24 protein-coding genes and 2 pseudogenes are annotated in these 25,921 nt (G+C 36.6%); 12 read left to right on the top strand and 14 right to left on the bottom strand.

Features of this window, described 5'->3' with window-relative positions; all coding sequences use genetic code 11:
- The first annotated feature begins 380 nt into the window (after positions 1–380).
- From VF726_RS23630 to VF726_RS23610, 5 genes are all read left to right on the top strand, one after another.
- Entirely contained in the window at positions 381–1,265 is an 885-nt protein-coding gene (locus VF726_RS23630) for a D-amino-acid transaminase (RefSeq protein WP_440172637.1), read from the top strand.
- 210 nt (positions 1,266–1,475) lie between these two features.
- Positions 1,476–3,242 (top strand): SH3 domain-containing protein, encoded by a 1,767-nt coding sequence (locus VF726_RS23625; RefSeq protein WP_440172635.1) that lies wholly within the window; start codon positions 1,476–1,478, stop codon positions 3,240–3,242.
- A gap of 346 nt (positions 3,243–3,588) precedes the next feature.
- On the top strand, positions 3,589–4,800 hold the full coding sequence (locus tag VF726_RS23620) for a NupC/NupG family nucleoside CNT transporter (RefSeq protein ID WP_440172633.1): 1,212 nt from the start codon (positions 3,589–3,591) through the stop codon (positions 4,798–4,800).
- A 251-nt stretch (positions 4,801–5,051) separates the two neighbouring features.
- Entirely contained in the window at positions 5,052–5,807 is a 756-nt protein-coding gene (locus VF726_RS23615) for a dGTP triphosphohydrolase (protein WP_440172631.1), read from the top strand.
- Positions 5,804–7,105 (top strand): glycosyltransferase family 2 protein, encoded by a 1,302-nt coding sequence (locus VF726_RS23610; protein WP_440172629.1) that lies wholly within the window; start codon positions 5,804–5,806, stop codon positions 7,103–7,105. Before VF726_RS23615 ends, VF726_RS23610 begins: the two co-directional genes overlap by 4 nt.
- A gap of 143 nt (positions 7,106–7,248) precedes the next feature.
- On the opposite strand, the gene VF726_RS23605 is transcribed toward VF726_RS23610, so the two are convergent.
- Positions 7,249–7,383, bottom strand: coding sequence for a hypothetical protein (locus VF726_RS23605; RefSeq protein WP_000833067.1), 135 nt, complete (start codon positions 7,381–7,383; stop codon positions 7,249–7,251).
- 283 nt (positions 7,384–7,666) lie between these two features.
- The gene (opuD, locus tag VF726_RS23600) at positions 7,667–9,184 is read right to left on the bottom strand and encodes a glycine betaine transporter OpuD (RefSeq protein ID WP_440172626.1); all 1,518 of its coding nucleotides are present in this window, start codon (positions 9,182–9,184) and stop codon (positions 7,667–7,669) included.
- 664 nt (positions 9,185–9,848) lie between these two features.
- On the opposite strand from opuD, the gene VF726_RS23595 reads away from it, so the two are divergent.
- Together VF726_RS23595 and VF726_RS23590 are read left to right on the top strand one after the other, a co-directional pair.
- The gene (locus VF726_RS23595) at positions 9,849–10,721 is read left to right on the top strand and encodes a cell wall-binding protein EntA (RefSeq protein WP_440172624.1); all 873 of its coding nucleotides are present in this window, start codon (positions 9,849–9,851) and stop codon (positions 10,719–10,721) included.
- Between the two features lie 79 nt (positions 10,722–10,800).
- On the top strand, positions 10,801–11,103 hold the full coding sequence (locus VF726_RS23590; RefSeq protein WP_440172622.1) for a DUF3910 family protein: 303 nt from the start codon (positions 10,801–10,803) through the stop codon (positions 11,101–11,103).
- Between the two features lie 139 nt (positions 11,104–11,242).
- Here VF726_RS23590 and VF726_RS23585 read toward each other — a convergent pair whose 3' ends face one another.
- The 3 genes and pseudogenes from VF726_RS23585 to VF726_RS23575 all read right to left on the bottom strand — a co-directional run.
- A complete protein-coding gene (locus VF726_RS23585) occupies positions 11,243–12,622 on the bottom strand; it encodes a zinc ribbon domain-containing protein (protein ID WP_440172620.1) in 1,380 nt (459 codons plus the stop codon).
- A gap of 13 nt (positions 12,623–12,635) precedes the next feature.
- Positions 12,636–12,853: pseudogene (locus tag VF726_RS23580) on the bottom strand (hypothetical protein); the annotation flags it as partial.
- A pseudogene (locus tag VF726_RS23575) lies at positions 12,854–13,154 on the bottom strand (zinc ribbon domain-containing protein); the annotation flags it as partial. It lies immediately after the preceding pseudogene.
- Between the two features lie 158 nt (positions 13,155–13,312).
- Between VF726_RS23575 and VF726_RS23570 the strand changes: the two are divergent.
- Positions 13,313–14,932 (top strand): SWIM zinc finger family protein, encoded by a 1,620-nt coding sequence (locus tag VF726_RS23570; protein WP_421615307.1) that lies wholly within the window; start codon positions 13,313–13,315, stop codon positions 14,930–14,932.
- Positions 14,916–17,672 (top strand): DEAD/DEAH box helicase, encoded by a 2,757-nt coding sequence (locus VF726_RS23565; protein WP_440172617.1) that lies wholly within the window; start codon positions 14,916–14,918, stop codon positions 17,670–17,672. Before VF726_RS23570 ends, VF726_RS23565 begins: the two co-directional genes overlap by 17 nt.
- A gap of 178 nt (positions 17,673–17,850) precedes the next feature.
- Here VF726_RS23565 and VF726_RS23560 read toward each other — a convergent pair whose 3' ends face one another.
- Positions 17,851–18,336 carry a VanZ family protein gene (locus VF726_RS23560; protein WP_001080718.1) on the bottom strand — a complete coding sequence of 162 codons (486 nt, stop codon included), beginning with the start codon at positions 18,334–18,336 and terminating at the stop codon, positions 17,851–17,853.
- A 110-nt stretch (positions 18,337–18,446) separates the two neighbouring features.
- Here VF726_RS23560 and VF726_RS23555 point away from each other — a divergent pair, with 110 nt between their 5' ends.
- Both VF726_RS23555 and VF726_RS23550 read left to right on the top strand, forming a co-directional pair.
- Positions 18,447–18,671, top strand: coding sequence for a DUF1659 domain-containing protein (locus VF726_RS23555; RefSeq protein WP_000257706.1), 225 nt, complete (start codon positions 18,447–18,449; stop codon positions 18,669–18,671).
- Between the two features lie 102 nt (positions 18,672–18,773).
- Positions 18,774–18,989, top strand: coding sequence for a DUF2922 domain-containing protein (locus VF726_RS23550; protein ID WP_048528096.1), 216 nt, complete (start codon positions 18,774–18,776; stop codon positions 18,987–18,989).
- 19 nt (positions 18,990–19,008) lie between these two features.
- On the opposite strand, the gene VF726_RS23545 is transcribed toward VF726_RS23550, so the two are convergent.
- Entirely contained in the window at positions 19,009–19,407 is a 399-nt protein-coding gene (locus VF726_RS23545; RefSeq protein ID WP_048528095.1) for a DUF4359 domain-containing protein, read from the bottom strand.
- Between the two features lie 194 nt (positions 19,408–19,601).
- On the opposite strand from VF726_RS23545, the gene VF726_RS23540 reads away from it, so the two are divergent.
- Positions 19,602–20,108, top strand: coding sequence for a competence protein ComK (locus tag VF726_RS23540; RefSeq protein ID WP_440172614.1), 507 nt, complete (start codon positions 19,602–19,604; stop codon positions 20,106–20,108).
- Between the two features lie 55 nt (positions 20,109–20,163).
- On the opposite strand, the gene VF726_RS23535 is transcribed toward VF726_RS23540, so the two are convergent.
- From VF726_RS23535 to VF726_RS23505, 7 genes are all read right to left on the bottom strand, one after another.
- Positions 20,164–20,634 carry a sigma-70 family RNA polymerase sigma factor gene (locus tag VF726_RS23535; protein WP_440172613.1) on the bottom strand — a complete coding sequence of 157 codons (471 nt, stop codon included), beginning with the start codon at positions 20,632–20,634 and terminating at the stop codon, positions 20,164–20,166.
- 234 nt (positions 20,635–20,868) lie between these two features.
- The gene (locus VF726_RS23530) at positions 20,869–21,039 is read right to left on the bottom strand and encodes a hypothetical protein (RefSeq protein ID WP_440172611.1); all 171 of its coding nucleotides are present in this window, start codon (positions 21,037–21,039) and stop codon (positions 20,869–20,871) included.
- An 82-nt stretch (positions 21,040–21,121) separates the two neighbouring features.
- The gene (locus tag VF726_RS23525; RefSeq protein ID WP_440172609.1) at positions 21,122–21,790 is read right to left on the bottom strand and encodes a Yip1 family protein; all 669 of its coding nucleotides are present in this window, start codon (positions 21,788–21,790) and stop codon (positions 21,122–21,124) included.
- Positions 21,791–21,806: 16 nt separating this feature from the next.
- Complete coding sequence (locus tag VF726_RS23520; RefSeq protein WP_440172607.1) at positions 21,807–22,505, bottom strand: Yip1 family protein; 699 nt, start codon at positions 22,503–22,505, stop codon at positions 21,807–21,809.
- 127 nt (positions 22,506–22,632) lie between these two features.
- Positions 22,633–23,835 (bottom strand): ABC transporter permease, encoded by a 1,203-nt coding sequence (locus VF726_RS23515; RefSeq protein WP_440172605.1) that lies wholly within the window; start codon positions 23,833–23,835, stop codon positions 22,633–22,635.
- Positions 23,832–24,512 carry an ABC transporter ATP-binding protein gene (locus tag VF726_RS23510; RefSeq protein ID WP_086707035.1) on the bottom strand — a complete coding sequence of 227 codons (681 nt, stop codon included), beginning with the start codon at positions 24,510–24,512 and terminating at the stop codon, positions 23,832–23,834. The genes VF726_RS23515 and VF726_RS23510 overlap by 4 nt, the downstream gene beginning before the upstream one ends.
- Positions 24,509–25,702 (bottom strand): efflux RND transporter periplasmic adaptor subunit, encoded by a 1,194-nt coding sequence (locus VF726_RS23505; protein ID WP_440172603.1) that lies wholly within the window; start codon positions 25,700–25,702, stop codon positions 24,509–24,511. Before VF726_RS23505 ends, VF726_RS23510 begins: the two co-directional genes overlap by 4 nt.
- Positions 25,703–25,921 lie beyond the last annotated feature (219 nt).

The following is a 25,921-nucleotide window of genomic DNA, read 5'->3' as shown; positions in this document are numbered from 1 at the left end:
GGTTCTATATATTTCTTATCTCTCATCTGTAATAAGATCCCTTAAAGAAATATATGAATCGTTTATTTCTACTTTCTTATAATTGTCTTTCAACATGTTTTGTTTCCATACACAAAACATTCAATAAGACGATGTCCCTATGAAAGATAGCTACCCTCCTTGTGCAGCATTCCATAAGAATGTTGCTTTTTTTTATCTAAAAGCAGGATTCTTATTTCTTATTTTCGAATTTGTATATACAAAATGCTGTAAATCACCACTACTTCTCTACCATTTACAAATACATATACGTCATATGTAAAGAAGTACTCACATAAAAATTACTATAGTGATTTTTATTCCGAATGAAAGTTTCACTTTACTTATGCACTTACGAAAGGATGGGACGAAAATTGGCATATGAAAGATTTGTACTTTGGAATGATGCAGTTATTGATACAACGAAAGAAAAAACGTACATAGAACTTGAAGAAAGAGGCTTGCAATTTGGAGATGGTGTCTACGAGGTTATTCGCCTATATAAAGGAAACTTTCACTTATTAGATCCGCATATCACAAGATTATACCGCTCCATGGAAGAAATAGAATTATCACTCCCTTTCTCAAAGGCAGAACTAATTATCCTACTTTACAAACTAATTGAAAGTAATAATTTCCACGAAGATGGAACGATTTATTTGCAAGTAACTCGCGGTGTACAAGCTCGTACCCATACATTCTCATATGATGTCCCGCCGACAATCTATGCCTATATTACAAAGAAAGAAAGACCAGCGTTATGGATTGAATATGGTGTACGTGCTATATCAGAACCAGATACGCGCTGGCTACGCTGTGATATTAAATCATTAAATTTATTACCCAATGTATTAGCTGCTACGAAAGCGGAACGCAAAGGTTGTAAAGAAGCACTTTTCGTACGAAATGGTACTGTAACTGAGGGAAGCTGTTCAAACTTCTTTCTCATAAAAAATGGAACTCTTTACACACATCCAGCTAATCACCTTATTTTAAATGGTATCATTCGTCAATATGTCCTTTCCTTAGCGAAAACCCTTCGTATTCCGGTACAAGAAGAACTTTTCAGCGTTCGTGATGTTTATCAAGCGGATGAATGTTTCTTTACAGGAACAACGATTGAAATTTTGCCGATGACTCATCTTGATGGAACCGCAATTCAAGATGGCCAAGTTGGACCTATTACTAAAATGCTGCAAAGATCTTTTACTCAAAGTTTATTACAATCTAATATGTCATCTTCTTAAACACGTATAATTTCTATCCTTTCTACATTCAATATATGTATTTAAATGGAAATCAAGGTATAGATTTATGCCTTGATTTTTTTTTGTAATCTTTTTGTCATATTCAGATTACCGCATAAGTCTTGACAGTAATCGACATGCTCTTTAGAATTTTTAACAGTTGGTAAATATTTCTTCACTACATTACAGACAGAAAGGAATCGACAAATTATGAAAAAATACCTTGCCGGTCTCGCGGCAGTGTCTGTAGCAGGAGGAGCAGCACCTACACTTGATAGTGTTCAAGCTGCCCCTGAACAAAATACACAAAAAGCTGCTACACAAACTGTCCAAGCTTCCGCATCAAACAGCTCATCTTATACGGTGAATGCTAGCGTACTACATGTTCGTGCAGGATCAGGTACTTCTCACGACATCATCTCACGTGTTTATAATGGTCAATCACTAAACGTGATTGGCGAAGAAAATGGTTGGTTCAAAATTAACCATAATGGACAAACAGGTTTTGTTAGTGGCGAATTTGTATCAAAAAATGGTGCAAAAACAAACAACACTGTAAGCACAGGTGGAAACAATAAAGTTACTGCTGATGTATTACGTGTACGTACCGCTCCTAACACTTCTAGTTCTGTTTCAGGACGTGTATATGAAGGACAAGCACTAAACGTAATTGGTCAAGAAAATGGTTGGGTGAAAATCAACCATAATGGACAAGTTGGTTATGTAAGTGGCGAATTCGTATCTGGTGTTTCTTCTAATGCAGGTTCTTCAAACAACAATACAAATAATAATAACCAAGAATCTGTAAAACCAGCAAGCGGAAACTATACAGTAAATGTATCTTCCCTTCGTGTTCGTACAGGTCCTAGCACTTCTCACACAACTGTAGGTTCTGTTACAAAAGGACAAGTTGTACAAGTTGTTGGCGAAGTTCAAGATTGGTTCAAAATTAATTATGCAGGCCAAACGGCTTACGTGAGCAAAGACTACGTAACAAAAGGCGGTTCTAACGACAACGTTACACAAGGCAACAACCAAGATAACAAACAAGAACAAAATAATAATGTAACTGTTCAAACGGGTGGTACTTACGTTGTTAACGCAACATCTCTACGCGTTCGCACAGGCCCTGCTACTTACCATAGCGTAATTGGTGGCGTATTAAATGGTACGACATTAAACGTAATTGGCTCTGAAGGTAGCTGGTTTAAAGTTAACTACCAAGGAAAAACAGGCTACGTTAGTAGCGAATTCATGAAATTCGTTAAAGGTGGCACTGCTACTCCTGAACAACCGAAACAGCCTGAACAGCCAAAACAACCTGATCAAGGTTCAATTGGTGACTACTACATTAATGCTTCTGCATTAAACGTACGTAGCGGCGAAGGTACAAATTATAGAATCATAGGCGCACTTCCACAAGGACAGAAGGTTCAAGTAATCTCTGAAAACTCTGGATGGAGTAAAATTAACTACAACGGCCAAAATGGTTACATTGGAACACGTTTCCTATCTAAAACACCAGTTGGTGGCGCTGTAAATAATAAGCCTAACGAAAACCAAAATAACAATCAAAACAACAACAACAACAACAACAATACAGGTAATAATAACGGCGATAGTTCTTCCCTACTTGCCTACGCAAAATCAATGCAAGGCGTACCATACGTTTGGGGCGGTACTTCTGCTACTGGTGTTGACTGCAGTGGTTACATCTACCACGTATTTAAGAAATTTGGTCATAACATTAGTCGTCAAAGTGTTGCAGGATATTGGAGTAGCTTACCAAAGACTTCAAGCCCACAACCAGGTGACTTAATTTACTTCCAAAATACTTATAAATCTGGTCCTTCTCATATGGGTATTTACCTTGGTGGTGGATCCTTTATCCAATCTGGGGATAAAGGTGTCGCAATCGCTTCATTAAGCAATTCTTATTGGAGCAAACACTTCTTAGGTTATACGAAAGCACCTTAAGTTATATTTTTAGAGCCTTCTAGATTACTAGAAGGCTCTTTTTAATGTGTATAACCTATATCCCCGAAAAAATAATGTATCTATTTTCCTATTTCATACACTATATTCTACAATAATGATCCATAACGTTATCATAATGCATATTTTTACATAAAAAACATAACCTATTTCATGTCCATTCATTTTATATGTGTTTTTTTAAAGAATTTTCTTTTTATTTAAACTTTTCGTTAGACGTTTGACCTCCGATGTCCATTATGATAAGTTACTTAAGATGTTATATTCGCAAAAGTATAGACAACTGGTTTATACACTTTTTTTACTATGAGGAAGGAGCATACACTGCATGAATCTTTTATGGGGAATTGGCGGCGTGATTGGAGTATTAGCAATTGCTTTCTTACTATCTTCCAACCGCAAAGCTATTAATTGGCGCACAATTTTAATCGCGCTAGCATTACAAATGTCATTTTCATTTATCGTATTACGATGGGATGCCGGAAAAGCAGGTTTAAAACACGCTGCAGATGGCGTTCAAGGATTAATTAATTTTTCTTACGAGGGAATTAAGTTCGTTGCTGGGGATTTAGTCAACGCAAAAGGCCCTTGGGGATTTGTATTCTTTATTCAAGCACTACTTCCAATTGTATTTATTAGTTCATTAGTAGCAATCTTATATCATTTCGGTATTATGCAAAGATTTGTTAGTGTCGTTGGTGGCGCATTAAGCAAACTTCTTGGAACTTCTAAAGCAGAAAGTTTAAACTCAGTAACAACTGTATTTTTAGGACAAACTGAAGCTCCAATCTTAATCAAACCTTACTTAGCACGTTTAACAAATAGTGAATTCTTCGCTATTATGGTAAGCGGTATGACAGCTGTTGCCGGATCAGTTCTTGTCGGCTATGCAGCAATGGGTATTCCGTTAGAACACTTATTAGCAGCAGCAATTATGGCAGCTCCATCAAGTCTATTAATCGCAAAACTAATTATGCCAGAAACAGAAAAAGTAGATAATAACGTTGAACTTTCTACAGAACGTGAAGATGCAAACGTTATTGACGCAGCGGCACGTGGTGCATCTGAAGGTATGCAACTCGTTATTAACGTAGCAGCAATGTTAATGGCTTTCATCGCATTAATTGCTTTATTAAATGGTCTATTAGGATTAATTGGCTCTTTATTCGATATTAAACTTAGCCTTGATTTAATCTTCGGTTACTTACTATCACCATTTGCAATCTTAATTGGGGTTTCTCCTGGTGAAGCTATACAAGCAGCAAGCTTTATCGGTCAAAAACTTGCAATCAACGAATTCGTTGCATACGCAAACTTAGGACCACACATGGCAGAGTTCTCTGACAAAACAAATTTAATTTTAACATTCGCAATCTGTGGATTCGCAAACTTCTCTTCTATCGCAATTCAGTTAGGTGTAACAGGAACATTAGCTCCTACTCGCCGTAAACAAATTGCACAATTAGGGATTAAAGCAGTTATCGCTGGTACATTAGCGAACTTCCTAAATGCAGCAGTTGCAGGTATGATGTTCCTATAAATTTATGCAAACCCTCCTCTTTGTAAAGAGGAGGGTTTTTATTATGTTTTTTCCGTATATATTCAATACTTTATGCCGAAATATAAAAACATTATGATACAATAATTAGTAAGTCTGTTTATTTTTTCTTGCAAAAGAGGGATACTACTTGTGGTTGCTCTGTAAAATAACCTAGTCATCCGGTCTATTTCTTAATAATTGCGCATACTACAAGTATCCTTGCATGAATTACCTTTAAGGAGGAAAGTTTTGTGAAAGATAACTTCTATAAAGTCCTCTCTATGTGGATTTTACAAATTTTATTTTATTTTACAACTGTACATGTAACACAATATGAGCATGCTCTCATTTTTACAATTATATATGTAATTGTTAATGTACTATTTCTATTATTGCCTGATAAAACTGCATTTGTTTTCTTTATATTAGGAACCATTATTTCGGTATTCTACCTGTTCTACCAAGCATGGCTTTACTTATGGAGTACAGCAGAACAATGGGAATACATTATTACCCACTTCCTAATGGCAGCAAACTTCTTCATTGTATATATCTCAACACATTTATTAAAGAAGGTTATTCATGAAAATAAAGAATTAACCGAACGTGTGAGAACATTAGAACAATACATTGGCGAATCAAAATTATTAACAAGACAAGAATTTGAAAGACGACAAGCATTATTAATAAATGCAATGAATCGTCGTAATGAAACAGGCGTTATGATTCACTTCGACTTCACTTCCTTTAGTAAATATACGAAGGAAAGTGTTATGGACCGCGTGGCTTCATTATTAGTTGAAACGATAAGGAATGACTTTGACCTTGCTGCTGAATACGATCATAATACGCTAGTTATTTTATTACAAAACACAAACGAAGCTGGTGCTGACATTGTAATGAACCGCCTAAAGCCAAAAATGGAGCAATGGCTTGCTGCTGAAGCGATCCAAGATATAAAAATTTCACGCGAGCAAATTGGGAACAAAGGACAGACGTTATTATGATGACACTCGTTATTCTGCTTTTATTTCTTCTATTTTGCGTACTCGTGTTTTGGATTAGCATCACATTTTCGATTAAGTATATACTTATTTTTACTGCCTTTCTATTCTCTGGCCTACTTGTTTACTATTCATTCTTAACACTCGCAGGCTTAATTCACCGAAATAGTAAACGAAAAGATCGTACGCTAGAACATTATCCAAGCGTCGATATTTTAATACCTGCCCACAATGAAGGAGTCGTTATTAAAGATACTTTAGAGGCGATGGCGAAGATTGAATATCCAGGTAGACTCACTGTTTATTTATTAAACGATAACTCGCAAGATGAAACACCTGAAATTGGTGACGATTTTGACAAAGCTTATGCTCACATTCGTCACATTCGTGTTCCACCTGGTGAACCAAAAGGGAAATCTCGTGTCTTAAACTATGGTCTTAGTATTTCAGATGGTGAATACTTCTGTGTGTATGATGCAGATAACCAGCCTGAACCACATGCACTTCGAATGCTTGTAGAACACGCTGAAACAACCGAGGATGCTGTTGGAGCTGTTGGTCACGTTCGTACTGTCAATGAAAAAAGAAACTGGCTAACACGAATGATTTCGTTAGAATTTCAAATCTTCCAGCTCCTTATGCAATCCGGACGCTGGTTACTCTTCCAAACAGGTTCACTAACAGGAACAAACATGCTTCTTCGTCGTTCTGCATTAGAAGAACTTGGAGGCTATGACCCTTATGCAATTGCAGAAGACGCTGAATTAACATTACGAATTACACAAAAGGGCTATCTCTTACCAATCGTGCCAGAATCGATTACATGGGAACAAGAACCTGAGCATTTAAAAATCCTTATTAAGCAGCGTACACGTTGGCTCCAAGGGAACTTGTACATTTTAGAAAAAATGTTTTCTTCATTAAGTTTCTTTAAAGGAAAACTTCTCGTCCATTCCTTACAACAAGTTTTAGTGTATGTTGTATTTTGGCTATTCTTAATCATTTCGAACGTTTGGTTTGTAATTGGGTTACTCGGGATATTCCAAATTCAATATAGCATTCCGCTACTATTTATGTGGTATGTCGCATATATTACATATGTTTCTCAATTATTTAGTGCCCAGAGTGTGGAACGAACCTTTACACCAACTAATATTTTTATTAGTGTAATCATGTACTTTACGTACGCACAGCTCTTTACGTACTTATTCATTCGTAGCTTAATTTTGTACTTACGTGCAAAGAGCAAGAAACAAGTCATTGGCTGGGATAAAACAGTTCGATTCAAAAAAGACAAATAAAAATAAGCACAGAGCGCCGTATGCTCTGTGCTTATTTATTGCCGTATAAATTATATATCAGACAATACCCCTTAGCTGAAAGTAATTTCACGTCCATCCCCCAACGAACGATCGACCTTCATTTATATACGAAAAAGTGATTGCTATTTTTGTAGAACCAATTGCTTCTCTTGCTGTTCTTTGCGCGTTTCAGTCTTAGGTTCCGTGCTTTCTTGGACACTACGATGTGCCACACGTTTCAAACAAATATGCTTCCACTTTCTTTCGTAACGTTTCATTATTCTAGATGTCCCCCTTGAATGCGCTTTAAAACTATTTGAAATCGCTTACAGGAAATAATATAGCACATATATATAAACGTGACAACACATTTCCGACAATTTTTTGTCAAAAATACGAATAGAATCCGCAAGATATCGAACATTGTCGAAATGTATCGATTTTTCTCCGTATAAAAGGCATACTACTAATATAGTAAAGTATTTTATTTCCCTGACTTGCAGTTCGAATTCCTTCTATATAAAAAAAGAGCTGATACATAATCAGCTCTTTTTCCTTCTATTATTTATGACGCTTCATACGACCTTCTTTTTGTAACTCTTTAAATAATGCTGCCATCATAAAGAAAATAACGAAGACGAATGGGAATGCTGCAATGATAGCTGCCGTTTGTAAGGCTTCTAATCCACCTACATATAATAAGATAGAAGCTAGAGCAGCTAAAACGATACCCCAGATCATTTTGATGCGGTTTGGTGGATTTAAACTACCATGTGTCGTTAACATCCCTAAAACGAATGTCGCTGAATCTGCAGATGTAATAAAGAATGTAGAAATAAGAAGAATAGCTAGAACAGATAAAGCTGATCCAAAGCTTCCCATCTGGTCAAACATAGCGAATAATCCTACTTCTGTTCCCATCTCTTTCACTTTTTCAAAGATATGTGCATCACCAAACAGCTCCATATGAATACCAGTCCCGCCGAAAACAGAGAACCAAAGGGCACCAATTATTGTCGGTACGAGTAACACACCGATAACAAATTCACGTATGGTACGTCCTCGTGAAACACGAGCAATAAATGTACCTACGAATGGTGACCATGCAATCCACCATGCCCAATAGAAAATTGTCCATGATTGAATCCATTGATTTCCGCCTTCATCTAATGGACTTAATCGGAAACTCATGCTTGGCAATTCCTGAATATAAGAACCGATTGTCGAAGTGAAGTAATTCATAATAAAGTTTGTTGGACCCGCAAATAATACAATAATCATAAGTGCAAACGCAAAAATAATGTTCGTATTACTTAAATATTTAATTCCTTTATCAAGACCTGTTTGTGCAGATAACATAAATAACACTGTTACGATTGCAATAATAACTAACTGAGTCGTTAATGAGTTCGGGATAGATGTTAAATAACTAACACCACCGGCTATTTGTTTGGCGCCAAGACCTAATGATGTTGCCACGCCAAACACAGTCGCGAAAACAGCTAACACATCAAATAAATGAGCAATACGCCCATGGTCCCCGCCCTTAAATAACGGTCCTACTGTCGCACTAATTGTACTTGCTTTTCCTTTTCTAAAAGTAAAGTAAGCAATACATAGCGCTACAAATGCATATAGTCCCCAAGGATGTAATCCCCAATGGAAAAATGAAAAACGCAGTGCAAGACGCGCACTTTCCTCAGTTGCACCTTCTCCAAACGGAGGTGCGTATAAATGGTTTAATGGTTCAGCAACGCCCCAGAAAACTAAGCCGATACCCATACCAGCACTAAATAACATAGCAAACCATGTCATATAACTATAATCAGGTTCGTCATCATCTTTACCTAAACGAATTGAACCGTATTTCGAAACAATTAAAAAGATAGACACACCTAAAATAATAGAAACAGAAATAATATAAAACCATCCAAACTTACTAACTAATGCAGTTTGAATTGCGGTTGTTACATTTCCTAAGCTACCTTTTCCAATAATAGATTCGGGAATAATCCCCCAAATTGTAAATGCAATACATAATGTTAATGAAACGATGAATGTTTTTGTCAGTTTCCTCATCAAATCCCCCTTCGTAGGTTTTGCTTTTATAAATAACATCAATTCCGATATGTAAAATCGGATAGAAAACTATAATTTTGCGGTGATTTTCTTACTTTCACCTTCACCAACTAGAATTCTTATGGGCAGCCTTACCTTCCGTATAACCTTTTTACTCTGCAAGAGCTATAAGATTGAAATACTGCTGTCAAATTGTGCGAGAAAAATGCGGATGGGAATGTTTTTTCCCAAAAAAGGATGTGTTACAGATGTAAAAAAGGGCATTTTTCTTCCTTGCAACCCTTTCTTTTTGTAACAATTATGCGGTTTTTTTGCTAGTATATAGCACTTGTTTATAGTTTCACAAACGAAATGTTTATGTTTATATAACTATATTACCCATAAAACGGTAAAATACTCAAGGAATGTAATCGTTTAGTAAACATCATGTAACACTCCTGTAATATTTTTATTTACGCCGAAAACAATATGTTGTATTAAATATTTTGAATATAAGTAGAAACCTACTAATCATATAGAGTGAAAAACGCTTTCCTATATTTTTTGTTATATTACAGGATATTAACGACTTATTACGAATGGTTTGTAATTGTGTGTTTTCCCGAAATCCGAAAAAATCTGTTGCTATAATGAGGACACGAAAACAAACGCAATGGAGGCTATCATGAAAAAATTAATTGGAATAGCAACAGCAGCAGTTTTTGGTCTTGGGATTTTCACATCATCTGCTAATGCAGAAACTGTTGTAACAACAGACGTACTAAATGTACGCGAAAACCCTACTACTGAATCAAAAGTTGTCGGTAAATTACTAAACGGTAATAAAATAGATGTTCAAAATACAGAGAACGGATGGTCAAAAATCACTTTAGATGGTAAAGACGCATTCGTAAGTGCAGAGTTCACAAAAAGCATCTACTACGTAACAGCTAACGTATTAAACGTACGTGCTGAAGCGAACACAAACTCAGAAATTCTTGGGACGCTTAAGAAAGACGATATGATTGAAACAACGAACCAAGTACAAAATGAGTGGTTACAATTCGAATATAACGGGAAAACTGCTTATGTTCACGTTCCTTTCTTAACAGGTACAGCACCTGTTATTGAGAAACAAGAACAACCTGCTCCCGCTAAAGCGCAAGCACCAGCTAAAGCACCTGCAGCACAAGCAAAACCAGCTGCTAAGCCTGCTGTGAAAGCTGCTGAAACTAGCGAACCTTCTGGTGGTCGTGAGTTAACAGTTGTAGCTACAGCATATACAGCTCACCCGAGCGAGAATGGTGGCACATACGGCGGCCGTGTATTAACTGCAATGGGTCATGACTTAACAGCGAACCCAAACATGAAAATGATCGCTGTTGATCCAAAAGTAATCCCATTAGGATCTAAAGTATGGGTAGAAGGTTACGGAGAAGCTATCGCTGGAGATACTGGCGGTGCAATTAAAGGTAACCGTATCGACATCCTACTTGGATCAGATAGTGCTGCCCAAAAATGGGGACGCAAAACTGTTAAAGTGAAAATTTTAAAATAACCAATGACTGCTGAAGCCAGTTCTCTTTGTTGAGAGCTGGCTTTTATTTTTTTATAATAGCAATAAGGAGGTTATATCCATGAATGTACAAGCAAAAGTAGACTGGATCGGTACACCAAAACCGTATATATATAAAGATGAAGTAACATACGATGCTACTTCCATTGATTTTTCACTCGCTGGCGACGACAATCGATATAAATTAATTGTGCTCAGCTTTGAAAAAAATACACATTACAAATTTGTCCAATATGGAATCAAACCTGGCTCACAAAAGCCATTCCCTATCGACATTCCATTCGAACAAAACATGTTACCAATTATAGAACAAATATTACATGATCCGTATGTGCAAGCGATATTAAAGGAAACGCGCTCATAATTGTAAAAAAGGATATCGCCTCGCCATTTTTTCCGGCTAAGTGATATCCTTTTTATTTTTCCTTCGTGAACAAGAGTAGAGAAAAATAAAATACAAAAAAAGAGGCTGTTCAATAATATTGAACAACCTCTCTCCTTTATTAGCGAGTCGGACCAGATACTTCCTCTGACTTAAGCGTATTATTCGCTCCAAGAGAATGGTACAATATCTTTCCATCTCCATTAACAGTAACGATATGGTCATTATTAAAGCTTTTGAACTTCACAGATCCATCACCGTAACGAATATGATACTCTTCATATGTCGTTACTTTATATTTCGTAGCACTTTGACGCTCTACATTACGAACTTCCATCGTTAATAAGTCTTCTGTAATTCCTTTTTTGTGTAAATATTGTATATAATCACGGTCTTCCTTGTACGACTTCCCGCTCTTATCATAATTATTTTCAACTAGACTAAAATCATTTAATGAAATCGCACGTACATTATCATAAATATGATTTCGTACAAAATCGCCAACTCCTGAACTAGAAGCTTCTTTCGGGAATTTTAAGTAATACGTACTTTGGTCTCCCACTTTCATACTTTCAGATTTAATTACACCGTATTCAGCATTTTTCTCTAAATGTACCTCTACTGTTTCATCTGCTGGTACAGGACCAAGTTTATAACTTCCGCGACTCAACTTACCGCTCTTCTTACCATTTACAAATACAGTTGCATCCTTTTCATCAGAAGAAATAGTTACATAATTTCCTTCAAGTGATAAATTCACTTCTATTGCTCCATCTTTTTCATCCGCTAAATCCACTTCTTTTTCTGTCTCTAATTCAGCAAGTTCCGCCTTCGCCTTTGCTTTTACAACATAAGTACCAGGGAAGTATGGCCCTAATTCTTTCGAAGTTTTATCACTAGAAAGCTCTGCTTCTTTTTTATCATTCACATATATTTCAGCATTCTTCGCAGTTGTACTTACATTCATGTAATAAGCTTTCATGCTGAACTTATACTTCGGATATAAGAACAACTCTTTTCCATCTTCTACAACTTGCCCATCTTTAAAGGACACTTTATCCTTTGCAAGTTCTTGATTTACTGTCTCTTTTTGTAAATAGGACAGCAATTCTTTATTGTACGAAGGATTCTCCTTTAAATAACGTATGTACGCTTTAATATCTTCTGTCTTAACCTTTAAGCTTGGATCATCTACCTTCACAAACTCATCGATTGCATTTACATCTTTATTTTGGAATGCTTCGATCATTGCATTTACTTGCTTTTCCTTCGAAAACTTACTTGCACCAAATTTATATACGCCAAACAAAATAGCAAAAACAATGACAAAACCTATAAGTAAAAACATGTTTTTCTTACTTTTGACTGGCTTTGTTTCTCTCTTTATTTCTAAATGTGAAGAAGCTGTTTGATCAGCAACCTCTTCTACTTTACTTCCGCAACTAGGACAATATTTCACTTGCCCTGCAACTTGTTTATCGCATATTCTACAGAACTTCAAGTATTTCTCCCCCTTATTTTTTTACTAATTTCATAACCGCGAATGTTAATACGTAAGAAATAAGAAAACTACCTACTATTAAATATAGCGTGTTGCTTTGAATAGATAATATCGGTTCAGAACTTCCAGCGAACTCCTTCATCATTTCCTTACTTCCTGAGGCTGTAATATGAATTTTTGCTAATCCATTTACATAAAGCGTCATCCAGTATAAACAGCATTACACACTGCTACTGATAATGGACCACCGCAACTTCACTGCCTTTTTGTTCTCGGCTCTGTAAATTAGACATTTTTTTGCATGTGTTATAAATAGCAACATCAAACTCTTATACTCGTGCTACAATAACTTTCAACAAATCTACTCGAACTTCATCATCACGAAGTTGTATATATACCGTTTAACCAAGTTCAAGTGAAATTTCAGTTTTAGCTTGTAACTTCTCTTGTATAATCTTCTTTAATTGCGCAATTTCCTGTGCTACTTGCAACTTATTCATCCATTACCAAACTTCGATTGCAAATCTGACAAACAAATTCTCTCCTTTTAATTACATGGTAATATATAAAATTAACATTTTATATATTACCATGATTTTCAATTTATGTAATCCAAATTTCATTTTTTCTGTTTTGAGCATTTTTTGTTTATAATGGTAGAGGAAAGAAATATGTGTACGGAGGAATATTATGCTGCAACACTCAATTACGAAAGATGAAATTATGATGATTGCGAATGAGTTCGTTCAAGGACTAGATCCACAGCAAACAGCTGATCAGGAACATGTCGCTACAGCTCGGCACCTATATCGTAGTGGTGTTGTCTACAACGTTGACTTTGATGGTTATACGCTATCAGGAACTGTAGATGCTGAAGGCAGCGTATATAGCGTCCATATCCCGATTCGTAACGTCGCTGAAAGCTATTGTGATTGCTTCGCACCAACGCAATGTGAGCATATGCTCGCTGTGTTACTATCTGCAGCGTCTAGTTTCGGGCAAGTAGGAGATGTATTAACTTTATTTAAAAATAATACGAAACCTTCCCTTCCTCCTATTCGAACTGCAAGACAAGTATTGCAATCATCAGCTTTTGAAGACACGGATTATAAAAGTTGGCAATCCTATTTTGATACCGAATATGAATCATTTAAAAAAGAACAAGCTCGGCTTACTTATAAACAAATGTATTTTCTTATGAGTATTTTTACGGACTTCTATACGAAACTTGAGCGGAAAGCTCCGCGTATTGTTGCGATACATGAATTGTTCAGGTTACATGCAGCGCTTTATTGCTTTCAAAAATTATTAGAAGAAATCCAAGACTTCGAAGCAAATAAAACGTATTCTTATCATCAGCCTGTTAACGTCGTTCGCCTATTTGTAGATAAAGTGGAATCCATCGTTCGGGACTTACAATCAGAAGCGATTCCTTCAGAGTCAGAAGCAATTTTGCAAGAAACAGCTCGTCTCGTTCACGAAGTATTCTTCTCCACCGATGCCTATACACAAGAGAGGTTCTTTATTTATCGTCACATATGGAGTGAACTGTTACACAATAAAGAGCAACTACATGAAGAAGAAAAACGAATTGATACGAAAATCAATCCACTTTCCAAAACATTAGCATCTTCTCATCTACTCTTTTTAAATGACGAAGATCTATTAGCGATGGATTTACTTAAGAAACAACCTGCTTCTGTTGTAAGTCTGTACTTCTATTGGTTAGAAGAGTTATTAAATGCAATGAAATGGGATCGTGCGAAAAATTGGCTTTCTTTTACGTATAAACAAGTGAAGAAAACGATACATGAGCAAGAAAATACAATTTTCATAAAAGATATCGTTCGCTTATTCGTCATCATGTATGAAACGTATGCAACTCATACAAATGAACAAGCCGGACTCGAAATGATTTTGCAAGAGCTATTACCATATAGTTTCGCAAACTATGAGCAATACGTACTCGCGAAAAAGCAGTATCGAACATGGACAGAACTTCAGCTCTTACATGGATTTGAAGCAATTGAACTTTTGAAAGAGCCGCTGAAAGATATTGAAAAAGAAGCACCAGAAGCCGCACTTCCTCTGTATCACCTTGCTGCTACCGAGGCCATTGAAGAGCGAAATCGTAAATCATATAGACGTGCAGTTCGTTACTTAAAAAAATTACGTACATTGTATAAACGATTAAAGCGCACTGATGAATGGGATGCTTTCATTATTCACATCGCAAACTTACATTCACGCTTGCGTGCACTACAAGAGGAATTACGGAAAGGAAAATTAATCGATGATCAATCAAACTGAAGTAACGATTAGGCTCCAGCATGTTAGTCAAGGTTGGTTCCTTTGGGGAGAAGATGACAGCGGTACTCCATTATCCGTAACAAGTTGGAAACGAAATGCATTTACATGGCACTCTACTTCCTTCTACGGCACGTTTCTAAAAGAAGCAACCTTTGAAGGAAAACAAGGTGTTATGCTAACGAACGCACAAGCATTTGAATACATCGCTAATAAACCGATGAACTCCTTTGCCCATATTCAAATGAACGGCCCTATTACAGCACTTACGGAAGATGCGAACGAATTATGGGACGTCTTCACAAGCGGTAGCTTCGTACCAGATATGGAGCGTTGGCCAAAGCAACCATCTTGGAAAGTTCAACATACGCCGATTGAAGATGACACATTAGCATCTCTTTTCTCTTCTGCAGTAAATGAAAGCATATTACAAGATAACCGTTCAAACGACGGATGGGAAGATGCAAAGAGACTTTATGAACATTACGACTTTACGAAAAGACAATTAGATGCAGCACTACATGAAGAAGATTGGCTTCGAAAAATTGGATACATTGAAGATGACCTTCCCTTTACAATTGGACTACGGCTACAAGAGCCGCAAGAAGAATTTGAAATGTGGAAGCTTGAAACAATTGTTACACCAAAGCGTGGTGCTCATCGCATATATGTATATGAAAACATCGATTCTTTACCAAAACGATGGCACGATTATGAAGAGCGTATTCTTGAAACACAAGAAGGTTTCAGTAAGCTTGTACCATGGTTAAAAGAAGGCGATACATTCCGAAGTGAGCTCTTTGAAACAGAAGCGTGGAACTTCTTAACGGAAGCAAGTAACGAATTACTCGCTGCAGGTATTACGATTTTACTACCATCATGGTGGCAAAATTTAAAAGCAACAAAACCAAAATTACGTGTGCAACTGAAGCAAAATGCCACGCAAACACAATCATTCTTCGGTATGAATACACTCGTTAATTTTGACTGGCGTATTTCAACGAACGGCATTGATTTATCAGAAAGCGAATTTTTCGAACTTGTTGAACAAAACAAACGATTATTCAATATAAATGGTCAATGGATGAGACTGGATCCAGCCTTTATTGAAGAAGTACGAAAGCTCATGAGCCGTGCCGATAAATATGGACTCGAAATGAAAGATGTCCTTCAGCAACATTTATCCAACACTGCTGAAACAGAAATTGTAGAAGAAGATAGTCCATTTACCGATATTGAAATCGAACTAGATGGATATTATGAAGAGCTATTCCAAAAACTATTGCACATTGGAGATATTCCAAAAGTAGAGGTCCCTTCTTCACTAAACGCCACACTCCGCCCGTATCAACAACATGGCATTGAGTGGTTATTATATTTAAGAAAGCTTGGATTCGGAGCATTATTAGCGGACGACATGGGACTTGGAAAAAGCATTCAAACAATCACTTACTTACTATATATAACAGAGAACAATCTCAAAACCGGCCCGGCCCTAATTGTGGCACCGACATCTGTTCTTGGAAATTGGCAAAAAGAATTTGAGCGTTTCGCACCAAATTTACGTGTTCAGTTACACTATGGAAGTAACCGAGCGAAAGGCGAATCATTTAAAGAGTTTCTTCAATCAGCAGATGTTGTATTAACATCTTATGCATTAGCTCAGCTTGATGAAGAAGAACTTAGTACGTTATGCTGGGATGCTGTTATTTTGGATGAAGCACAGAATATAAAGAACCCACATACAAAACAGTCAAAAGCAGTGCGAAACTTGCAAGCGAATCACAAAATCGCATTAACTGGGACACCGATGGAAAACCGACTTGCCGAGCTTTGGTCTATTTTCGACTTCATTAATCACGGATATCTTGGCAGCTTAGGGCAATTCCAGCGCCGCTTTGTCTCGCCAATTGAAAAGGACCGTGACGAAGGAAAAATCCAACAAGTTCAACGTTTTATCTCGCCGTTTTTACTGCGTCGTACGAAGAAAGATCAAACAGTCGCATTAAACTTACCAGATAAACAAGAACAGAAAGCTTACTGTCCACTAACTGGTGAACAAGCTTCCTTATATGAACAACTTGTTCAAGATACGTTGCAAAATGTAGAAGGATTAAGCGGGATTGAAAGACGCGGATTTATATTACTCATGCTGAACAAGCTCAAACAAATTTGTAACCATCCCGCTCTTTATTTAAAAGAAACAGAACCAAAAGACATTATAGAACGCTCCATGAAAACGAGCACGTTAATGGAACTCATTGAAAATATAAAAGATCAAAACGAAAGTTGTTTAATCTTCACACAATACATCGGTATGGGGAACATGCTAAAAAATGTGTTAGAAGAACATTTCGGTCAGCGCGTCCTCTTCTTAAACGGTAGTGTACCGAAGAAAGAACGTGACAAAATGATCGAGCAGTTCCAAAACGGAACGTATGACATTTTCATCTTATCGTTAAAAGCAGGTGGAACTGGCTTAAACTTAACCGCTGCCAACCATGTCATTCACTACGACCGTTGGTGGAATCCAGCTGTAGAAAACCAAGCAACAGACCGCGCATATCGTATTGGTCAAAAACGCTTCGTTCACGTTCATAAACTGATTACAACGGGGACACTCGAAGAGAAAATTGATGAAATGTTAGAGAGAAAACAATCATTAAACAATGCCGTCATTACAAGCGATAGTTGGATGACCGAACTATCTACAGATGAACTAAAAGAATTGCTTGGTGTATAAAGTGAAACTTTAATCAGTGGGGAGTTTGTTCATCCCCCACTGATTATTAGCCTTCACCAATCGGGCTTTTACTGGCAGTTGTCCCCCACCTAACTTCTGTGCTTTCGCTGAATTTTGAGGTGGGGGGCTTACTGCCCGGCGAATAGCAGGATAAACAAAAGGAGCTAATCTCAAAAGATTAGCTCCTTTTTCTATTCCAAAACCAATTGCTTATTATAATCCCTGTTAATCCGCCGCACGTATCCAATAATGAATCTTGCCACATCGGTGTACGATCTCCCGTAGTCCATTGATGAATTTCATCAAATGTCGCATATCCCGCAACGAAAAGAAGAGCGTATAGGAAACACCTTTTTCTCGAATAACCCGATCGATGAAAAGCATAATACGTCAATGAACCGAGCATAAAGAACACCATGAAATGAGCACCTTTACGAAGGAAAAACTCAATAAATCCGCCTACACCTTTATTTGCAATGCTAACAGGTGTACCACCGCCGTAATCAATAGATACCCATGAAAAATGCTCTTTCACAAACTCAACATTTACATATTGTTCAATATCTGAACGCATATCCTGCTTTTTATACGGTTGTGCCGAGGAATAGAAAATCAATCCCATCCATAGTAAAACAGGAATCCAAAATAACCATTTACGATTCATTCTTCCGAAACCCCTCTCTTAGTCTTTTAAGCGTACCAAAAAAAAGAAAAAATTTCACGCCAAAACATGACATTCACACCCTATTTATAAAGTGAAAGGGGGTGATAAACATGGCAGTCGAAACAATCGTAATGGACTTAACTTTACGTCTTGTCTTAAACAATGGATTAGATAAGAACGGAAAAACAGTTTTCAAGAACAAACAATTTAAGCGTGTTAAAACAAACGCAAACTTAGAGCAAGTACAAAACGTAGCACGTGCTCTTGCTTCCTTACAAGCATCACCACTTCACGCTGTACAACTTGTTAGCACATCAGATCTTTCTAGTCTATAAGGTGAAACTTTAATCAGCGGGGTGTTCATCCCCCGCTAATTATTAGCCAATATCAATCACCTTGCCCGTATAGCAGAATCAATATAAAGGAGGAAATAACGTATGCAAGTATTAGAATTAATTTTCGCGAAAGAAGATGGAAAAACAGTTGTTTTTTCTATCGAGAAACCTATCACACCTGTCGATGCACAAGTCGTAAATCAAGTAATGGATACGATCCTTGCCTCATCTGTATTTTCATCAATTAATGAAAATACTCGAAAAAAAGGAGCCCGTCTCGTAGAAAAGAATGTATCTGAAGTTCCCATTACGTTATAAATAAAAAGACGAATCTGCATCATTTTGCAGATTCGTCTTTTTTCTTCGGCATTTCAATTGGAATAAAGATGTTTGAAAATCCGACGCATACATATTTATAGTGTTCTCCGCCTATATCAAACTCGGTCGTATATGTTGAGAAGAAAATATAATCATTTCGCTTCGTATAATTCTCGATTAATAATCCAACTTGTGGCTCAACATATTTTTTCGCCAACTTCTTACCAGCCGATGCTAGATCGCCAAGGATGCCCTCTTCATTTTCTTTTTGAACTTCATCTAGCTTCTTACTTACATCATTACGTTTCATAAACTGCTTTGCTGCCCAGTCTGTATATTCTCCTTTACTCGGATTACTATTTGCTAAATATACTAGAAGAACAACAACTAGAGCCATAATAATATACTTTTTCTTCATACTATCTCACCGCCTACTCTTTTCTATTTTCATATATATGTACAAGCGATGCAAATTAGAAAGACTAACATCTATTGATTGTAAACGAATAGCCAAAATTTACAATATGAAACAGAATATTAACAATTAATTTACTTAATTCATATATAATTATATTAAGATTTATTATCATTTATAAAGGGGGAATCAAATTTATGAATGACGAAAACGATATTATTATTTCTAATTCTACAATGATGCTAGAACCATACAAGCACCCTTATTATCAAACAAAGGTGATTGAAAGTAGCGGGAACCATCTTTACTCCTGTCAAACCGCTCTCCAACTCATCAAACAATCTTGTCTAACGAATGTTCACTCTACTTATCAAGGCAGACGGAAAGCAGTTCAAACAAACTTTCATTTCAAACAAAATGTCCCAATTCCAATTAATCATCGAGAATACATTTGTGCTTTCCCGACAGAATCTCCTTCTTCTCCAAACTGTATATGGCTGTTTTATAACCATATAGATGACATAGAGTTTTTCAAAAAGAGTAAAAAAGCTACCATTCATTTTTCAAATGGCACAACTACAATCATACATATCAGTCCCCATAAGTTAAAACAACAATTATTAAAAGCCGGATACGTATTATCACGTATGAACATGCAAGATTCGCTGCAATCTAAAAACCTCTTATTACACTTACTACTGTAACAGAATAAGTAGAATGGAAAGCAATATCCCTTGCCTTCCATTCTTATAATACTATTTATCCTCTTAAACTATTTCGCATTTTCTCAAGTGCTTGCCGATACACCCATCTCACTTGATAATAAGTCATTTCCATCTCGCTAGCGATCTCCCCCATCGTCTTCCCTACAAAAAAACGTTCGAAAATAATGTACTTCTCCTTCTCATCTAATACACTCATAAAGTCCTTCGCTCTTATTTCAACATCTTCAGACGTAAAAATCTCCTCATATTCACCTACATAAACATTCCTTTCTTGCAAGGCGAACTCTTTCTTTAACCTCTCTAATATATAACCTCGCACCGTTACAATTGCATATGCAGGGAAACTCCCCTTCTCCTCATCAAATCTTTCATACGCATACCAAAGACCAATTAAACCACATTGATAATACTCTTCATGATCTTGATAAATACCTAACTTCTTTATTTGATTTACAATCATTCCTTCATACAACACAACTGCCTCTTTAAAAGTTGCTGGTTTCACACAGTACCCACTTCTAAAAGGTATACCTCTTTGTTATTCCGCCGGTACCTCCACAATATAAAAATAAAGAAGCGATTTCACTGTGAGTAATTTCAAATACGACCGCTGAAATTTAAAATTACATGAAGTAGAATTTGAAATTCTGCTGGTCGTATTTGAAATAAGGGTAAAAATAAAAAAAGATTCCTTCTATACATAAGAAGGAATCTCTTGTTTATACATTTTCGATTTATACTATTCTGTAGGTATACGTTTGAAGAATTTATCGATTGCATATAAACCTGTAGCTAAAATACTGCTTATAACGCCAACAAATATATATGGATTCTTATTCGGCATATATTCTAAAGCTAGCAATAATACAACTAACATGAACAAAAAATTTACTAATAATTTCTTAAACATATATATTTTCTCCTTTTAACAAAAATGCAGCAATTACTTTTATAATTGCTGCATTTCTTTCTAGCGACTTAAAATATGGATATTATTGGAACATCCCTTTTACTGCGCCAAATCCAATAGTTAAGATAAAGAATACAACCATAAGAATAGTTGCTTTCTTTTTGCTTAAACCAGCCGTAATTTGAAGACCTAACCACGTGATTACAAATCCCCAAATTGTAAATACTTCAATGCTATTTGCAATACCTTTCAAAGCACCACCACTTGAAGCGAAAATCGGTCCTAAACCAGTATACATTTCTTGACCTGATCCGCCTAACACAAATGCTAAAATGGTATTTATTAATAAACCAATTAATGAAATAATACTTGAATATACAGTAATCGCTAATAATTTTTTATAAGAAGTATCATTGCTCATTAACATCATTAACACTTTGTATACTGCTGCGCTAACAAAGAAACCTATCGCCATACCAATAGCGCCAAATACTACACCTGTCCCAAACGTCATTTCAGGTGAAACAGTAACACCTAAGTCCTTATTAAATTTAATTGCTTCAGGAGTTAAAGAATACACATAAGCAGCAAAACCTGCAACAAGTCCACCTAATACAGTAAGTATCCAAAACGCACCCCAAACTGCATTACTAGTCTTCATTCTCTCAAACTGTAAACCAGGAGATGTAATCATCCCTAATAACGATGGCTTTTTTGAACCTACATCTTGCATATTAATATTCGTTTCCATTATAACGCCTCCTTATTTATACTGGCATATTTGGTAAAAATGCCGCAATTAACATAACAATCGCTGCTAAGAATAACGCTTTAAGGATGAATAAAACGATAATTGGAATTGCTGCTTTCACTTTACTTACTCCTGCTGTAATTTGCAGCCCTAACCAAATTAAAACGATATTCCATAAATAGAACACTTCAATTGTATTACCGATTCCATAAGCTAGTGAACCTTGCTCAAATAGTGGTCCTAAACTTGTATATGCATTTGGTGCTTCACCTAAAATTAAAGCTATAATTCCATTAATAAATCCACCAATAATAGCAACAATGTTCGCATATACAATAATCGTTACTAGTTTTTTATAAGAGGTATCATTCCCATAGAACATCATAAATATTTTATAAATAGCTGCAACAATGAATGTTACCAGCATACCACCTATAGTCCCCGACACAATACTGGAAATAACGTCAGATGTCAGTGAACTCTGTCCCGCAAATTCACCTAGTTCTTTTTTCATTTTCACCATCTCAGGTGACGTATTCGTAACGTACGTAGTAAAAGCACTTAAAAGCCCTTGTAATAGCGCCATTAAGAAGAACATACCCCAAACTTTCTCGCTCGTCTTCATTCTCTCAAACTGTAAACCAGGAGAAGTAATCATTCCAAACAAAGATGGCTTCTCTCCGCCAGCTTTTTGTGTATTCACATTTGCTTCCATTATAACGCCTCCTTCCATTTATATAACCCGTTCTAACGGGCGGTTCACTTCCTCATATAGGAGGCTACGAACCGCCCACTAGAACGGTAATGTGTAGTAGAGAGCCCCCTCTCTACTACACTATTACTTACTCATAACGCAATGCTTCAATTGGATCTAACTTCGCAGCTTTGTTTGCTGGAATTAATCCAAAGATAATACCGAGTGTCATAGAGAACAGTACGCCTCCAACGACAACTTCCCATGAAACGAGTGGTGGCCATTTTGCGAATGTGGAAACGATATATGCCCCGCCATATCCAAGACCAATTCCGATTAAACCGCCTAGAAGTGTTAACATAACTGCTTCAATTAAAAACTGTAATAAAATTTTACTACGCGTTGCTCCCAGTGCTTTACGGATTCCAATTTCGCGCGTACGTTCCGTTACAGATACGAGCATAATGTTCATAACACCGATACCACCAACGACTAACGAAATACCAGCGATACCGCCGATGATCATCGTCATGATGCTAGTGACTTTAGAAACATTTTCTTGTAATTCTTTTAAATTCACCAGTTCATATTTACCAGAAATTTCACTTGGCTTACGACTATTTAATACATCAACAGCTTGTTTCCCAGCTGCTTCTAAATCGTCTACATTTTTAGTTTGAATTGCGATATTTTGAATATCATCTGTTCCGAATAAAACAGGCCATAATGTAAGGGGGATTAACGCCTCTTCCATTTCAAATCCCATAAACTCATTATCAGATGTATACACACCAATAATTTGCATTGGCTGCCCCTTCATCTCAATAATTTGTCCAACTGGGTTTACGTCCTTAAATAGCGTCTCCTCTGTTTTTGTACTAATCATCACAACATTATTTGCATGAGAAATATCTGATTCACTTAAAGTACGTCCCTTTACGACCTTTACTTTATTAACCGCAAAATATTCATTATCAAGACCAATAACATTCAGATTTGCTTTTTTATCATTTACATCCAGTATCTCTGTCGTCGAATTTGTCGTAATAACATGTGAAACATCTTTCACTTGTTTTACTTCCATAATATCTTCTTCCGTTAATTTTGGTACTTCAAATCCGCCTATAGCAAACTCATCATTCATATCTGGCTTAAATTGAATTGGCATCAGGTTATTACCACCAGAACCTGCGAATTTCGACTTCAGCATCGCTTCCCCGCCTTGCCCAATCGCAACGACAGTAATAATAGAACCTACCCCGATAATAATACCGAGCATCGTAAGAGCTGAACGCAGTTTATGAGCTAAAATAGAAGATAGGGCAATTTTTATACTATCTAGTAAACTCATACCGCACACCTTCTATCTTCTGTAATTTTCCCATCTCGCAGTACAATGCGGCGGGAAGAATACGCTGCTACTTCCTCTTCATGTGTAACCATAACAATCGTTGTACCTTCTGCATTAAGCTTCGTGAAAATATCCATAACTTGCTCACCAGACTTCGTATCAAGCGCACCAGTCGGCTCATCGGCCATAATGAACGTTGGATTGTTCGCAATCGCTCTTGCAATTGCTACACGCTGCTTCTGTCCACCTGATAATTCATTCGGTAAATGATGCACGCGATCCGCTAATCCAACTTTACCTAACGCCTCTAACGCACGCTTACGACGCTCTGCTTTCTTCACGCCGCCATATACGAGCGGAAGTTCAACATTTTCCACTGCTGAAAGACGCGGCAGCAAATTAAAATGCTGAAACACAAAGCCAATATATTCATTACGAATTAAAGCAAGCTTTGACTCGTCTGCTGTTAAGATATTCACGTCATTCAGCATATATTCGCCTTCTGTTGGACGATCTAAACAACCGATAATATTCATAAGCGTTGATTTACCAGAACCAGACGGTCCCATAATCGAAACGAACTCACCACTTTGAATCGTTAAACTAATACCGTGCAAAATCGGCACTGCCAATTTTCCTTGATAATACGTTTTAGCAATATTATTTAACGTGATCATTTCTCTTTCACTTCCATTCCGTCATACACATCATCGGAAGGATTTTTAACCACCTTTTGCCCCACTGTTACGCCTTCTACAACCTCTGTCCAGTCTCCATCAGTAGAACCTTTTTTCACATTTTGTTTACGAAGCTTTCCTTTATCCTCAACGTAAACAAATGCATCATCAGCTTTTTCTACAATACTCTTAGTCGGAACAGCAACCATTGTCTTATTCTCTAAACTTACTTGCAGAGAAACGTGATAACCTGGAGATAAACCATCTTGACTATCAAGACTTGCTTTATATGTATATTGGGACATATTTTGAGTTGCTTCACCCATACCGCCTGCTTGAGCCATCTCTGCACTCGTTGGGAATTCACTTACCTCTGTAATCTTACCTGTCCACTTCTTCTTATTATTTGCTTTCGCAGTTACAGTAAATGTTTGATCCTTTTGAATTTGTGACTTTTGAAGCTCAGTTAACGTCCCTTGAACTTGGAATGGATCTTTAGACGCCACTTGTAAAAATGCTTTCCCTTGACCACCTAACGCTTGAGATGAACTTTGCGCCGCATCTTTATCTAACTTTTGAACGATACCAGAAAAATTACTATAAACCGTAAGTTCTTTCTGTTTTTTATTTAATTCTTCTTTTTGCAACTTCCCTTTTTCTTTCTCAAGGTCAGTTGTCTTTTGCGCCATCTCTAACTCACTTACTTGCTCTTCCATCGGATCTGTTACTTCTTTCCCAGCTCCGCTATCTTTCGCTTTCTTAATTTCTTTCTTCAGCGAATCAATCTTCTTCTTCCCTTGATCATAACGCATATCCGCCATCTTCTGATCAAGCTCAGCTTGCTTCATTTGCAAATTAATCTCTTCATTATCATAAGAGAATAACTTCGCACCTTTCTCAACCTCTTGTCCTTCTTTTACCTCAATATCTTTCACTTTTCCTTTAGTTGGATCTGCATAAAAACTTTCAATATTTCCAGGCTTCACCTGACCAGAAATCAGCTTCGTATTATTAAGCTTTCGCTCCGTTACCTTCTCAAAACTCACAGCGTCAGCCGTTGTTGCTGCGCCTTTCTTCTTCCCTTGCATTACAAAAATATTAATTGCTGCTACAATAACAATTAGTGCAATAACCCCGATAATAATCCATTTTTTTTTCTTGTTTGGAGTACGAACCGTATTTGGTACCATTTTCTCGCTCCCTTTATAACTTAATAGTTTAATATAAAAATTGTATAAAACTTTCTGAAAACTAATTACATATTATTACATTCTTTTTACAAAGTTTTACACATTCATTTATATTGTAACAAAAATTCCAATGATTAGAAATATGACATATCGTCTTTTAAGATAGATTTAAGGAAAGGTTATATTAATATAAGAAAAGCCATCCAAAATGATAATTGG

Source organism: Bacillus sp. Brlt_9 (genome assembly GCF_051948935.1).
GTDB lineage: Bacteria > Bacillota > Bacilli > Bacillales > Bacillaceae_G > Bacillus_A.
The sequence above is the reverse complement of the archived record's forward strand: the minus strand, read 5'-3'. Positions and strand labels throughout refer to the sequence as shown.